The 14055-nt window shown below is 70.2% G+C and carries 12 protein-coding genes; 1 reads left to right on the top strand and 11 read right to left on the bottom strand.

Translation table 11 applies throughout. The features are described 5' to 3' along the window. From D455_RS0111075 to D455_RS0111025, 11 genes are all read right to left on the bottom strand, one after another. A partial coding sequence (locus D455_RS0111075; RefSeq protein ID WP_017570794.1) for a tryptophan--tRNA ligase occupies positions 1-988 on the bottom strand: 988 nt, incomplete at its 3' end. Between the two features lie 128 nt (positions 989-1116). Beyond that, positions 1117-2121: a zinc metalloprotease gene (locus tag D455_RS0111070; RefSeq protein WP_017570793.1), complete on the bottom strand. Its 1005-nt coding sequence runs from the start codon at positions 2119-2121 to the stop codon at positions 1117-1119. 143 nt (positions 2122-2264) lie between these two features. After that, the gene (locus tag D455_RS0111065; protein ID WP_017570792.1) at positions 2265-3992 is read right to left on the bottom strand and encodes a DEAD/DEAH box helicase; all 1728 of its coding nucleotides are present in this window, start codon (positions 3990-3992) and stop codon (positions 2265-2267) included. A gap of 107 nt (positions 3993-4099) precedes the next feature. Beyond that, positions 4100-4330 (bottom strand): hypothetical protein, encoded by a 231-nt coding sequence (locus D455_RS0111060; protein WP_017570791.1) that lies wholly within the window; start codon positions 4328-4330, stop codon positions 4100-4102. A 9-nt stretch (positions 4331-4339) separates the two neighbouring features. Continuing rightward, positions 4340-5137 carry a class E sortase gene (locus D455_RS0111055; RefSeq protein WP_040684791.1) on the bottom strand — a complete coding sequence of 266 codons (798 nt, stop codon included), beginning with the start codon at positions 5135-5137 and terminating at the stop codon, positions 4340-4342. A gap of 484 nt (positions 5138-5621) precedes the next feature. After that, a complete protein-coding gene (locus tag D455_RS0111050; RefSeq protein WP_017570789.1) occupies positions 5622-5864 on the bottom strand; it encodes a DUF3039 domain-containing protein in 243 nt (80 codons plus the stop codon). Between the two features lie 65 nt (positions 5865-5929). Beyond that, positions 5930-6508 carry a YqgE/AlgH family protein gene (locus tag D455_RS0111045; RefSeq protein ID WP_017570788.1) on the bottom strand — a complete coding sequence of 193 codons (579 nt, stop codon included), beginning with the start codon at positions 6506-6508 and terminating at the stop codon, positions 5930-5932. 67 nt (positions 6509-6575) lie between these two features. Continuing rightward, entirely contained in the window at positions 6576-7982 is a 1407-nt protein-coding gene (locus tag D455_RS0111040; protein ID WP_017570787.1) for an NAD-dependent malic enzyme, read from the bottom strand. A gap of 393 nt (positions 7983-8375) precedes the next feature. Beyond that, positions 8376-9329, bottom strand: coding sequence for a tetratricopeptide repeat protein (locus D455_RS0111035; protein WP_040684790.1), 954 nt, complete (start codon positions 9327-9329; stop codon positions 8376-8378). A 145-nt stretch (positions 9330-9474) separates the two neighbouring features. Next, positions 9475-11205, bottom strand: a complete 1731-nt coding sequence (locus D455_RS0111030; RefSeq protein ID WP_017570785.1) for an acyl-CoA mutase large subunit family protein — start codon at positions 11203-11205, stop codon at positions 9475-9477. Between the two features lie 74 nt (positions 11206-11279). Next, positions 11280-11801, bottom strand: a complete 522-nt coding sequence (locus D455_RS0111025) for a MarR family winged helix-turn-helix transcriptional regulator (protein ID WP_026122521.1) — start codon at positions 11799-11801, stop codon at positions 11280-11282. 627 nt (positions 11802-12428) lie between these two features. On the opposite strand from D455_RS0111025, the gene D455_RS0111020 reads away from it, so the two are divergent. Further along, positions 12429-14055, top strand: a 1627-nt coding sequence (locus tag D455_RS0111020) for a glycosyl hydrolase family 18 protein (protein WP_017570783.1), incomplete at its 3' end; no start/stop codon positions are given.

Here is a 14055-nt window from a genome sequence, read left to right as displayed (position 1 = left end):
CCCCCACCCGGTCGAGGGTGGCGCGGGCGCGCTGGCGGGCGCGCTCGGAACCGGCCCGGAGGATCTCGTCGATCCGCTCCGGGGCGGCCATCAGCTCCTCGTAACGCTCGCGCTTGGGGCCGAGCTCGGCGTTGACCGCCTCGAACAGCTCGTTCTTGAGGTCTCCCCAGCCCATGCCGCCCGCCTCCAGGCGCTTGCGCACCTCGGAGACCCTCTCCGCGTCGGCGAAGTGGGTGAGCAGCTGGAAGGGCACCGAGCTGTCGGGGTCCTTGGGGTCCTCGACGGGCGTGGAGTCGGTGGGGATGCGGCGGATGGCCTTCCTGAGCTTGTTCTCGGGCAGGAAGAGCGGAATGTGGTTGTCGTAGGACTTGCTCATCTTGCGGCCGTCGACGCCGGGCAGGATGCTCGCGTCGCCCTCGTCGATGACGCCCTTGGGGATGGGGAAGCCGTAGGACTCGCCGAAGCGGTGGTTGAAGTATCCGGCGATGTCCGCGGTGTACTCGATGTGCTGGGACTGGTCGCGGCCCACGGGGACGTGGGTGCCCTCCATGACGAGGATGTCAGCGGCCATGAGGATGGGGTAGTTGTACAGCCCCATGTTGATCCCGGCGTCCAGGTCGGTGATCCCGGCCTCGTTGTTGCGGTCGCGGGCGGCCTTGTAGGCGTGCGCGCGGTTCATGAGGCCCTTGGGGGTCAGGGCGCTCAGGATGGTGGTGAGCTCGAAGGTCTCGGGCACCCTGGACTGCTGGTAGACGATCGTCCGCTCGGGGTCGAGCCCGCACGCGAGCCAGGTGGCAGCGCCTGACCGGATGCTGTGGCGGAGCTCGTCGGCGTCCTTGATGGTGTTGAGCGCGTGGTAGTCGGCGATGAAGTAGTAGGTGTCGTACACCGTGTCCGCGCTCAGGGCGGGCTTGATCGCGCCGATGTAGTTGCCCAGGTGGAAGTCGCCGGTGGGCTTGATCCCGGTCAGGTACGTGTTCGCTGCCATGCCCCTCAGGTTAGCGGTGGCGGAGGCCTGCGCGGAGTCATCGCCGTGCCGGAGGGCGGTACCGGTCGGACGGAGCTTCGGCGGACCAAGGAACCCACCTGGAAGGACGCGTCCCGTGCGTACCGTGGTCAGGCCGCCCGGAAGGCCTCCCAGTGCTCGACCATGCGCGTGGCCTGGCCCTCCGTGAAGTGGGTCATGCAGGTGTCGTCGCTGTAGTTCATGAAGTTGGTGACGGGGTCCTCCCCCGGGTCCTCGGGGCAGGTGTCGCGGCCCTCGGGGCAGCCGGACGCGGCCTCGCGCTCGCTCGGGGTGTCCTCCACGTAGTCGCCGGGCGAGGAGCAGCCGTTCTGGAACGTGTGGAAGAGCCCGAGCCAGTGCCCGACCTCGTGCGTGCCGGTGTGGCCGAGGTTGAAGCGTTCGCGGTCGCCGCCGGGCAGGGTGTCGTGGGCGAGTACCACGCCGTCCTGTTCGGGGGCGGACTCGTAGTCCTGCGGGAAGGTGGAGTAGCCGAGCAGGCCGGTGCCCAGGTCGGAGGTGTAGATGTTGAGCGTCTCCGCGTCCCCCTGGCGCAACTCGGAGCGGATGGTGTCGCGGTGCGTGCTGAAGCGGGTGAACCACTCGTCGTTGGCCGTGCGGGTGACCTCGGAGAGTTCGAAGCGGAAACCGGTGTCGGCGGCCTCCGGCGCCTCCGCGACCCCGGCCGCCCGCGCGGCGTCCTCGGGGGCGGCCGCGTCGGCGGGCTCGTCCGCGCCTCCGGCGTACTCGCCGCTGTAGGCGGCGTTGAGGACGTCGATCTGCTTCTGGACGCGTTCGTCGCTGACCTCGCCGCGACCGTCCTCGGCGGAGATGACGTGCACCACGACGGGAACGGTGTGGGGCGGTTCGAGCTTCTGGCCGCGCAGGGGCACGAGTGCCTCCTGGAGCTGCTGGTCGTAGAGGGCCGCCTGTTGCGGGGTCAGGTGACCGCCCTCGGAGAACTGGGGGTTCGCCTCCGGGTCGACCACCCGGGCACCAGCGAGGCACTGCTCCGGCGACGCGGAGCGCCCCGGCGCCAGATGGACGCGTGAGGAGTCGGTTCCCACCAGGCCGGGCACCGCGACCGTGACCATCCCCGCCAGGGCGAACCCGCACATCAGCAGTCCGGCGCAGAACGCGGCTGACCCGCCGCGAGGGTTTTGTCCACTCATGTCGCTTAAAGTAGGCGAGTGGACACTAAGAGCTTATGAGGCATGCGCGGGCTTGCGAAGTATTTGCCCGATTTGGGCAGCTGGTCTGCCTATCGCCCGCCAACAGCCCAGGTGCGGAGTTTGGCGATCCGCTCGCGGATCTGGGCCGGGGTGGCCTGGGCCACCGGGGGACCTCCGCAGGCGCGGCGCAACTCGTTGTGGATCACCCCGTGCGGCTTCCCGGTGCGGTGGTGCCAGGCACCCACGAGACCGCTCAGCTCACGCCGCAGGTCGGCCAGGACCTGGTGGGTGGGGCCCTCCTCCTCGGCCGGTTCGTCCACCCTCTTCCTGGCCCTGATCTCACTGGCCTTGAGTTCGTCCTTGCGCTTGCGCAGGAGCTGGGAGACCTGCTGCGGGTCGAGCAGACCGGGCAGCCCCAGGAAGTCCTCCTCCTCGGTGGATCCCGGCATGCCTCCGTACTCGGCCCCGTCGTAGAGGGCCCGGTCGAACTCCGCGGCCGACTCCATGGTCTCGAAGGGCAGCTCCTCCCCCGCGTCGGGGGTGTCCCGCTTCTTGTTGGCCTCCTTGAGGAGGTCCTCCTCCGGGTACTCGTCGCCCTCCGCCGGGGTCCGGTCGAGCACGTGGTCGCGCTCGCGCTCCATCTCGCCCGCGTACTCCAGCAGGGTCGGCACGGAGGGCAGGAACACCGAAGCGACCTCGCCGCGCTGGCGCACCCGCACGAAGCGGCCGATGGCCTGGGCGAAGAACAGCGCGGTACTGGTGGAGGTGGCGTACACGCCCACCATCAGCCGCGGCACGTCCACGCCCTCGGAGACCATGCGCACCGCGACCATCCAACGGTCGTCACCCGCGGCGAACCGGGAGATCTTCTTGGACGCGGTGGGGTCGTCGGACAGGACGACCGTGGCGCCCTTGCCGGTGATCTGCCGGAGGATGCGCGAGTAGGCGCGGGCGTTCTCGTGGTCGCTGGCGATGACCAGCCCGCCCGCGTCCGGGTGGGTCTTGCGGACCTCGGTCAGGCGGCGGTCGGCGGCCTGGAGCACACGCTTGATCCAGTCGCCCTTGGGGTCCAGCGCGGCCCGCCACGCCTGGGACAGCGCGTCCTGGGTGAGGGGCTCGCCCAGCCTGGCGGCCAGTTCGTCGCCCGCGCGGGTGCGCCAGCGCATCTCGCCGGAGTAGGCCATGAAGATGACGGGGCGCACGACCCCGTCCTCCAGGGCGGGCCCGTAACCGTAGCTGTAGTCCCAGGAGCAGCGGCGCACACCGGCGCCGTCCTGGACGTAGTCGACGAACGGGATGGGGTTGATGTCGGAGCGGAAGGGGGTCCCGGTCAGGGACAGCCGCCTCGCGGCCGGGTCGAAGGCCTCGCGGACCGCGTCACCCCAGGACAGGGCGTCACCGGCGTGGTGGACCTCGTCGAAGATGACGAGGGTCTTGCGCGCCTCGGTGCGGTTGCGGTGCAGCATGGGGTGGGCGGCGACCTGGGCGTAGGTGACGGCCACGCCGACGTACTGGCGGCCCAGGGCGCCCTGCCCGTTGCGGAAGTCGGGGTCGATGGCGATGCCGAACCGGGCGGCGGCCTCGGCCCACTGCTTCTTCAGGTGCTCCGTCGGGCACACGATGGTGATGGCGCGCACCGCGTGCCGTTGGAGGAGCTCGCTGGCCAGGGTGAGGGCGAAGGTGGTCTTGCCCGCACCGGGGGTGGCCACGGCGAGGAAGTCACGTGGTTCCCGTCGGAAGTACTCCTCGAACGCCTCCCGCTGCCAGGCGCGAAGGCCCCTGAGCCGATCCTCCGTCGTGGTCTGCGTCACCGTCATTTCGCGAACCGTCCCCCGTTACTCACCCCCACGAGATTAGCGGGCACCGTGGACCGTTCCGGGAGTCCGGCCAGTGGTGCCGCGCACACGGCGTGTCCCCGCCGGGTTCACTGACCCCCGGAAGCCCCGCCGGGTACCTCCGCCTGAGCTGATCCGTCCCCGGCCGCACCGCCGCCTCCCCCGGTCTCGACGGCGCCGTCGTTGAAGGGCATGTGGGGGGAGATCGCCGGGAAGGCGAAGAACCACAGCAGCAGGCCCACGCCCACCAGCAGGCCGAGCGCCATGATGAGCTTGGAGATCCACGGGCCGGGCAGGACACGCCAGATCAGACCGTACATTCGTGTTCCTTACTCGCTGGCTTCGGGGGCCATGTGCGCGATCGAGTCGGGCATCCCCTCGGACTTGGGCGTGGTCTCCACCAGTTCGCCCCAGACGATGAGGCGGTGCGTGTTGTTGAGCTTGGGCGCGCACGTGGTGAGGGTGATCAGGGACCGTCCGGGTTCCTCGTCGGTGGCCTCGTCGAACGGGTCCGGTTCGACGACCCACACGTCGTTGGGCAGCACCGTCTCCTCGCGGAAGACCTCGTAGGTGTAGAAGTTCTCCCCGTCCTCCAGGACCATGACGTCGCCGTTCTCCAGCAGGTCCAGGTCCCAGAACAGGCCGGGCGTGCGGTGGGCGGCCACGGCGTAGTTGCCCTCCCCGCCGGGGTCGCTGGGCCACTCGGTGTAGTGGCCCGGGCTGTAGCGGATGTCCTCCTGCGTGGTGCCGTTGACCACCACCCAGTTCAGGTCCAGGGTCGGCACGTACAGGCGGCTGTCGGCGCTGCCCGGCAGGGGCGCGGAGTCCGGTCCGGCTTCCTCCGCCGCCTCCGCCTGTGCGGCCCAGGCCTCCTCCAGCCCCTGGGCCAGCTGTTCCTGTTCGCGGTCGGTCTCCCACTGGGAGCCGTACACCTCGTAGGACGCGTAGAAGAGCATGAGCAGACCGGCGGTCAGCATGATCTCGCCGAAGAACCGGACGATGCCGCGCACGACGTCGCCGGGGGCGGCCTTGGGTCTGGGCGCGCGGCGCCGACCGCCCGAAGCCCGCCTCTTCCCTCCACTGGATCGGGGACCCTCGCGGAACTGCCGTTCAGTTGTGGACACCAATACGACCTACTTCTGTGGACGCTCTCGTGTGCACCCGCCCGAGAGTACGGACCGGCGGAACCCCGGTGCTCGGGTGCGGGGTGGGACCTCGACCTCGTGCTGGTGGACGGAGCTGGACAGCGACGCGGTGGACGCGTCCGCGGGGGAGCCCTGGGTGGCGATCCGTCCTGGGGGAGAGTATCGCCACACGGCGGGCGTAGGCTGCCGCAAGCCCCAAATCGTGCAGGACCACGATAACCGCACCACCGTGCCCGGAGGGTCGGGAAACGACATCCGGTGGGGGTTCCCGGATTCCCCGCTCCCCGGATTCCCCGGTTTCCGGTGCCGGAGGCCGCGCGCGGGATCGGCGACAGCACGAAGGCCTTGGCACACGCCGTGTGCCAAGGCCTTTCGCGTGCTCGCCGGGGCAGGGCGGACCCGTCGTGGGCACCGGACGCACGGCCTCCCCGCCGGGAGTGTTCCGGCCGCTCGGGCCGGAGGGGCACTACTTCATCATCTCCTCGTAGGCCTTCTTGCACTCGGGGCAGACGGGGAACTTCTTGGGGTCCCGGTTGGGCACCCACACCTTGCCGCACAGGGCGATCACGGGGTCGCCGGTCACGGCGCTCTGGGTGATCTTCTCCTTCTGCACGTAGTGGGCGAACCGCTCCCGGTCTCCGTCACCGTGGGAGATCTCCGGTTTGGTCTCGCTGTCCGGGAGCACCTTGTTGAGGATGTCCATCGCCATCGTGCCTCACACCTTTCGACGTCTGTGTTCCACGGTATAGGGTGTCGCGGCCCACCCCTGATGCGTCAGTTCATGGTGGGGTCGTCGGGGAAGGTGGACAGGAGCGCCATGTCGCCGCCCTGACGGCGCAGCACCCGCGACCAGAGCCCCTCGGGGGCGGTGGTGAAGACGTCGTCGGCGACCGCGTCGACGACGTACCAGGCGCCCTCGTCGATCTCACCGGCCAGCTGGCCCTCGCTCCAGCCCGCGTAGCCGGCGAAGACGCGGAGCGCGCCCAGCGCCCCGCCCAGTACCTGGGCCGGACCGTCGAGGTCCACCACGCCGATCCCGTCCAGACCCAGGTGCGGGTCCAGGCCCTCCAGGGGGGACCAGCCGGGCGGCGGCTCACCGGAGCCGGTCGTTCCCAGGGCGATACCGGAGCCCGGGCCCACCGGGCCTCCGGAGAACATCACCGCGGGTTCGCTCGCGTAGGCGCCCCAGTCGGTGACGACCTCGTCGACAGCCGTGTCCAGGGGCCGGTTGAGGATCACCCCGAGGGTGCCGTCGGTGGTGTCGTCCACGACGAACACCACCGAGCGGCGGAAGGAGTCCTCCTGGAGAAGGGGGGCGGCCACGAGGAGGCGCCCGGTCATCGGCTGGTCCATGTCCCCACCTCTACCCGGGAACGCGGACCGGCCAGCCGTTGTTTCCAGGCCGTTATCCCAGCCCGGTCTACCCGGCCTGCCCGGCCTGGTCACGCTGGGCGGCCTCGCGCACGGCCGTGGCCACGTGGTTGGACAGGTCGGAGTGGAACACGCTGGGGATGATGTAGTTGGGTCCCAGTTCGTCCTCGGTGACGACGTCGGCCAGCGCCTCGGCGGCGGCGACCATCATGTCCGAGGTGACGTCGCGGCTCTGCGCGTCCAGCAGGCCGCGGAAGACACCGGGGAAGACCAGCACGTTGTTGATCTGGTTGGGGTAGTCGCTGCGGCCGGTGGCGACGACGGAGGCGTGCAGGTGCGCGACGTCCGGGTCGACCTCGGGGTCGGGGTTGGCCAGCGCGAAGATGATGGAGTCCTCGTTCATCTCGGCGATGTCCTCGCCGCCGAGCACGTTGGGGGCCGAGACGCCGATGAACACGTCCGCCCCGGCCACGGCGCCCCGCAGGTCGCCGTCGTAGCCCTTGGGGTTGGTGTTCTCCGCGATCCACCGCAGGTTGGCGTCCAGGTCCTCGCGGCCGGTGTGCACGGCGCCGTGGACGTCGCTGACGATGATGTCGCGCGCCCCGGCGTGCATGAGCAGCTTGAGGATCGCGGTTCCGGCCGCGCCCGCGCCGGACATGGCGATGCGGACCTCGGAGAGCTTCTTGCCCACGACGCGCAGCGCGTTGCGCAGGGCGGCGAGCACGACGATGGCGGTGCCGTGCTGGTCGTCGTGGAAGACGGGGATGTCGAGCAGCTCGCGCAGGCGGGCCTCGACCTCGAAGCAGCGGGGGGCGGAGATGTCCTCCAGGTTGATGCCGCCGAAGCCGGGTGCCAGCAGCTGGACGGTGCGCACGATCTCGTCCACGTCCTGGGTGTCCAGGGCGATGGGCCAGGCGTCGATGTCGGCGAAGCGTTTGAACAGGGCGGCCTTGCCCTCCATGACGGGCATGGCGGCCTCGGGGCCGATGTTGCCCAGACCCAGGACCGCGGAGCCGTCGGTGACCACGGCGACGCTGTTGCGCTTGATGGTCAGGCGGCGGGCGTCGTCCTTGTTGGCGGCGATGGCCTGGGAGACCCGGGCCACGCCGGGGGTGTAGGCCATCGAGAGCTCGTCGCGGTTGCGCAGCGGCACCTTGGACTTCATCTCGATCTTGCCGCCCAGGTGCATGAGGAAGGTGCGGTCGCTGACCTTGTGCACGACCACGCCCTCGACGGCGCCCAGGGCGTCGACGATGGCCTGGGCGTGCTCGGTGTCGCGGGCGGCGCAGGTGACGTCGATGCGGATGCGCTCGTGTCCGGCGGCGGCCACGTCCAGCGCGGTGACCATGCCGCCCACCTGCTCGACGGCGTTGGTGAGACTGCCGACGGCGCTGCCCCCAGCGTCCAGTTCGAGGCGGACGGTGATGGAGTAGGAAACGCTGGGAAGGGTGGCCACGTGTTGCTCCTTGGCTCTGGCTGGTGTGGTGCGTCCGGGGACACCCCGTTGGACGCTCGCCTGGGCACGGCGCCGTCGGCGCGCATGTGCGCGGGATGGGGGGTGCCGCGTTGTCCGGTGCGCGCGGTGCTCGCTCGCACCGCCCGCGCGATCTCCGTTCCGGGCGGGGGCCGACCCGTGAATGAGTCGCCTCACCTTACCTGAGTCAAGCCTCATGCGTCAGCACAAGGTGATAATTACCGCGATGGTAAAAAACCGCAAAAGTTACGCCGCCTCTCCGGCTCGCATCGCGGGTGGCGCCGCGGGCGACACCCCGGAAGGAGGCCNAGGGTGCCCGCGTCGGTGCTCGACGCGGGCACCCTCGGCCCACCGCGCGGCTTCCCGGAGAACCGGTCAGAACAGCGCGGAGGTGAGCTTGCGGCGGGCGGCGCCGACTCTCGGGTCGCCCGCGGGCAGCAGCTCGAACAGGCCGAGCAGGTGGGTGCGCGCCCTGTCCCGGTCCTCGTCCCTGGTGTCCCTGACCAGGGTGATGAGGCGGTCGAAGGCGTCCTCGAACTTGCCGCCGTACATGTCGATGTCGGCGGCGGTGGTCTGGGCGGTGACGTCGGTGGGGTTGTCGGCGGCCGCCTGGAGGGCGGTGGTCGGGTCCACGTCCTGGAGCCGGGCGACCAGGCGGACCTGGGCGAGCTTGCTCCTGGACTCGACGTCGCCGGAGTCGGCCTTCACCGCCTTGGCGTAGACGGCCTCGGCCGCCTCGAAGTCGCCCCGGTCCAGGGCCTCCTGGGCCTCGATGTCCACGGGACGGCCCTGGGGCTGCTCGTCCTCGGCCGCCTGCGCGCCCTCCGCACCGGGCTCGGCGGTGATGGTGCCGGGGTGGTCCGCGGGCAGCGCGCCCTGTTCCTTGAGGGCGGCGAACGCCTCGACCAGCCAGCCGGTGAGCTGCTCCTCGGTGGCCGGCCCCGCGGGGCCGGGCAGGAGCTGCCCCTGGACGACCACGACGATCATCGGGGTACTGGGCACCTGGAGAGCCTGGACCAGCCGCGGGCTGGCCTCACTGTCGACCTTGGCCAGGAGCCAGTTGCCGCCGGAGGCCGCCGAGATCTTGTCCAGGGCGTCCTCGACCTGCTTGGACTGCTCGGACCATCCCGCGAGGACGGCCAGCACGACCGGAACGGACATGGACCGCTCCAGGACCTGGGCCTGGAAGTTGGACTCGTCGACGTTGACGGCGTAGGGATTGGATCGACCCGCCGACTCCGCCGCGCGCTGTTTGGCCTCGCGTTCCATGGCCGCCTTGCGCGCGCCGAGGTCAACGGCACTGTTCGGTGAAAAGTCCGAAGGCTGCATGCCTCCATCCTGCCGTATGCGCGGGGAGGACGTGGCCCACTCGCGGACGGGGTCGCGGAAGCACGGGCGGGGACCCGGGTCCCCGCCCGTGTCGGACGCCCCGGGGTACGACAACGGGTCGTACGACCTCAGGGCGCCCCACACCTCAGAACTGCGGGTCCTCGGTGTAGGTCCCGAACTCCTCCCCCATGGTCCCGCAGATCTCGCCGAGCGTGGCCTCCGCGCGGGCCGCGTCCATGATCAGCGGGATCAGGTTGCGGTCGCCCGCGCGCACGCCCTCCAGCAACGCGGCCAGGGCGCGGTCCACGGCGGCGCCGTCGCGCTGGGTGCGGCGTTCGCCGAGGGCGCGCTTCTGCTCGTGTTCGACCTCGTGACTGATCTTGAGGATGTCCAGCTCGCCGGAGACCGTGTTCGTGTGGCAGTTGACGCCGACGATCTTCTTGTCGCCCTTCTCCAGGGCCTGCTGGTACTGGAAGGCGGACTCGGCGATCTCGGAGCTGAAGTAACCGTTCTCGATTCCGGCGAGGATGCCGGAGGTCATCGGGCCGATCTCGTGCTCGGCCTCCCGGCCCCCGCCCATGTGCAGGATGTGGGCGAAGACGCGCTCGGCCTCGGCCTCCAGCTCGTCGGTGAGCGCCTCCAGGTACCAGGAGCCGCCGAGCGGGTCGGCGACGTTGACGATCCCGGTCTCCTCCATGAGGACCTGCTGGGTGCGCAGGGCGATCTCGGCGGACTGCTCGGTCGGCAGTGCCAGGGTCTCGTCCAGGGCGTTGGTGTGCAGCGAGTTCGTGCCGCCGAGGACGGCCGAGAGCGCCTCCACGGCGGTGCGGACGACGTTGTTGTAGGGCTGCTGCGCGGTCAGGGAGACCCCTGCGGTCTGGGTGTGGAACCGCAGCCACTGGGCCTTCTGCGTCCTGGCGCCGTAGACGTCGCGTAGCCAGCGGGCCCAGATGCGGCGCGCGGCGCGGAACTTGGCGATCTCCTCGAAGAAGTCGATGTGCGCGTCGAAGAAGAAGGACAGTCCGGGCGCGAAGGTGTCGACGTCCAGCCCCCTGGACAGGCCCAGCTCGACGTAGCCGAAGCCGTCGGCGAGGGTGTAGGCGAGCTCCTGGGCCGCCGTGGCCCCGGCCTCGCGGATGTGGTAGCCCGACACCGACAGGGGCTTGTACGCGGGGATGTTCTCCGCGCAGTACTCCATGAGGTCGCCGATCAGCCGCAGCTGGGGCTCGGGCGGGTAGAGCCACTCCTTCTGGGCGATGTACTCCTTGAAGATGTCGGTCTGGAGCGTGCCGTTGAGGGTGCGGATGTCCACCCCCTGCCGCTCGGCCGCCACCAGGTACATGCAGAAGGCCGGGACGGCCGGACCGCTGATGGTCATGGAGGTGGTGGTCTCCCCGAGGGGGATCCCGTCGAAGAGCAGGTCCATGTCGGCGACGGAGTCCACGGCCACACCGCAGTGGCCGACCTCGCCCAGCGCGTGGGGCGAGTCGGAGTCGTGGCCCATGAGGGTGGGCATGTCGAAGGCGACCGAGAGCCCGCCCCCGCCGGAGGCCAGGATCATCTTGTAGCGCTCGTTGGTCTGGCGCGCGTTGCCGAACCCGGCGAACTGGCGGATGGTCCACGCCCGCCCCCGGTAGCCGGTGGCGTGGAGGCCGCGCGTGTAGGGGTACTCCCCCGGCCAGCCGATGCGCTCGAAGCCCGGGACCTCGGCGCCGGGCCGGGGCCCGTAGACGGGCTCCAGGGTGCGTCCGGAGAGGGAGGTGAAGTCGGCGTCGCGGGTGCGCGCGGAGTCGTAGCGGCGCTGCCAGCGCTCACGCCCGGCCTCGATCTCCTCGGCCCCGCCGCCGTTGGTGGGGTCGTTCGTGGTGTTCGCCATACCGAAATAGTAGGACGTCCAACTAATGATGTACAGGGAGGGCACCCGCGGCGCCCTCCGCGCTCGACGGGCGTTCAGCGGCCCTCGGCGGCCTCCTCGACCGGTTCGGGGAAGTCCCCGAAGTCCACCCTGAGTTTGGTGAACACCTCGTGCATGCGCCACAGCTCCTCGTCGGAGTAGCAACCGAGACCGAAGTCCATGGACAGCAGGGCCTGGGTCGCCTCCTCGGTGACCCGCCGCCCGGTGTCGGTGATCTCGGCCAGCACGCCGCGACCGTCGCTCGGGTTGGGGAGGCGGCACACGAAGCCCTGCCCCTCCAGTCGGTCGATGGTGTTGGTGACGCTGGTCGGGTGCACCATGAGGCGCTCGCCGATCTTGCCCAGGGGGAGGGAGCCGGAGCCGCTGAAGGTGAGCAGGACGAGGGCCTCGTAGCGCGCGAAGGTCAGGCCGAACGGCTTGAGGGCGCCGTCCAGCTCCCCGATCAGGATCTGTTGCGCGCGCATGACCGAGGTGACCGCCGCCATGGCGGGCGAGGCCCCCCATCTGCGCGTCCAGTTGTCGTGTGCCCGCTCGATCGGGTCGAACGGGAGATTCAACGGGTTACCCACGGGTTCACTCTAGGCGGCGCCCGCCCGCCCCCGGGTCGGCCCGGTTCCGGGAGCGGGCGGACGGTTCCCCGAAGGCGGGCGTCCGCACGGCGACGTCCTCGTCGCGACACCCTGGAGTGACGGACGTGGCATACCGCAACAGGAGTGACGTTGGGTTCCACAGGGGCGCGGAGGGCACGAAGAGACACAGAGCGACTTCGCTAGCAGCGAACAGGAAAGAACACAATACTTTTCCATGGCCACAAGGGGACAAATCACGCATGCGCAACCGGTCCGTCCCCCCAACTCGGAAAATTCATGGCGCGGCCGACACCGGAGCTGGAAGACCGCCCCTCCGCCCCAACGGGTGCCAGAGAGTTCCCCCTCAGGCCTTGACGGCGCCAGGAATTATTAGTTAAGTTTCCTAAAAATTTATCCCCCCACGTCAGAGGCTCAGGAATGATCCCCTGTCCTCGCTTGGCCCGTGGACCACCCCTGGAGGAGGCCGCCGACCACGCCCGGGGACCGCCACTCTCCGCGGTCCCGCGCACACGACCGCAGCCCATCCCATTCCGCCTCAGGAGCCCGGTCGTACCTCCCCCCGACCCCCGCTCACGCACCAGGAGATGCCACGACGTGAGAGCACGACGTTTCAGTACCCGCCTCGCGGCCGCCGCGGCCGCCGTGCTGCTCGCCCCCCTCGCGCTGGCCGCCTCCCCGGCCGCCGCCCAGGAGGCCGCCCAGGAGGCCGCCGCCTCCGACCTCACGGTCACCTACGTGGAGTCGGCCCGGTGGAACACCGGCTACACCGGTGAGATCACCGTCCACAACGCCTCCGACACCCCGGTCGACGACTGGAGCATCGAGTTCTCGCTCCCCGACGGCAGCCGCGTCCACGAACTGTGGAACGCCACCCTCGCGGGCACCCCCGAGGGCTACACGATCACCCCGCCGCACTGGGGCGCCAGCGTGCCCGCGGGCGGCAGCTACTCCTTCGGCTTCAACGGCCTGCACTCCGACGGCGCCACCGACCCCGTGGGGTGCCTGGTCAACGGCTCCCCCTGCGCCGGGGACGGCGGAGACGGCCCCTCCCACGACGGCTACAGCGTCGCCTACTACACCCAGTGGAGCGCCGAGGAGCGCGACTACCACGTCCGCGACCTGATCGAGAGCGGCAGCGCCGAGAAGCTCACGCACATCCAGTACGCCTTCGGCAACGTCAGCGCCGACGGCGAGTGCTTCATGAGCGACGAGCCCGGCCAGGGCGACGCCCACGCCGACTACGGTCGCGCCGTCCCCGCCGAGGAGAGCGTGGACGGTGTCGCCGACGATCCGGACCAGGCGCTGCGCGGCAACTTCAACCAGCTGCGCGAGCTCAAGGAGAGGTACCCCCACCTGACCGTCAGCGTCTCCCTGGGCGGCTGGAGCTGGTCCGAGCACTTCTCCGACGCCGCGCTGACCGAGGAGTCCCGCGAGAGGCTCGTCTCCTCCTGCGTCGACCTGTACCTGAGGGGGAACCTGCCCGAGATCGACGGCGCGGGCGGTGAGGGCACCGCCTACGGGGTCTTCGACGGCATCGACCTGGACTGGGAGTGGCCCGGCTCCAACGGCCACCCGCACAACACCGTCCGCCCCGAGGACAAGGAGAACTACACCGCCCTGGTGCAGGAGTTCCGCGAGCAGATGGACGAGCTCGGCGAGGAGACCGACCGCCACTACGAGTTGACCGCGTTCATGCCCGCCGGAGGCTGGCGGCTGGACGCCGGGTACGAGCTGGACGAGCTCATGCCCAACTTCGACTTCGTCACCGTGCAGGGCTACGACTACCACGGCACGTGGGAGTCCACCACGAACCACCAGTCCAACCTGGTCGTCGACGCCCGCGACCCGAACCCGGTGATCTCCACCGAGCTCGTCGTCCAGGCCTACCTGGACCGGGGCGTGGACCCGGGCAAGCTCGTCCTTGGCGTCCCCTTCTACGGACAGGGATGGACGGGTGTGGAAGCCGGCCCCGAGGGCGACGGCCTCTTCCAGCCCGCGGCCGGCCCCGCGCAGGGAACGTACGGAGCGGGCACCGAGGACTGGAAGGTCCTCAAGGAGAAGGTCGCCTCCGGCGAGTTCGAGCTCTTCCGCGGCGACGAGGCCGGTACCGCCTGGATCTACGACGGCGAGACCTTCTGGACCTACGACGACCCCACCGCCATGACCCAGAAGACCGACTGGGCACAGGCCCGGGGCCTCGGCGGCATGATGATCTGGTCCA

It is taken from the genome of Nocardiopsis halotolerans DSM 44410, from assembly GCF_000341065.1.
Lineage (GTDB): Bacteria > Actinomycetota > Actinomycetes > Streptosporangiales > Streptosporangiaceae > Nocardiopsis > Nocardiopsis halotolerans.
Note: the sequence above shows the minus strand (reverse complement) of the source record. Positions and strands in the feature narration are given on the sequence as shown.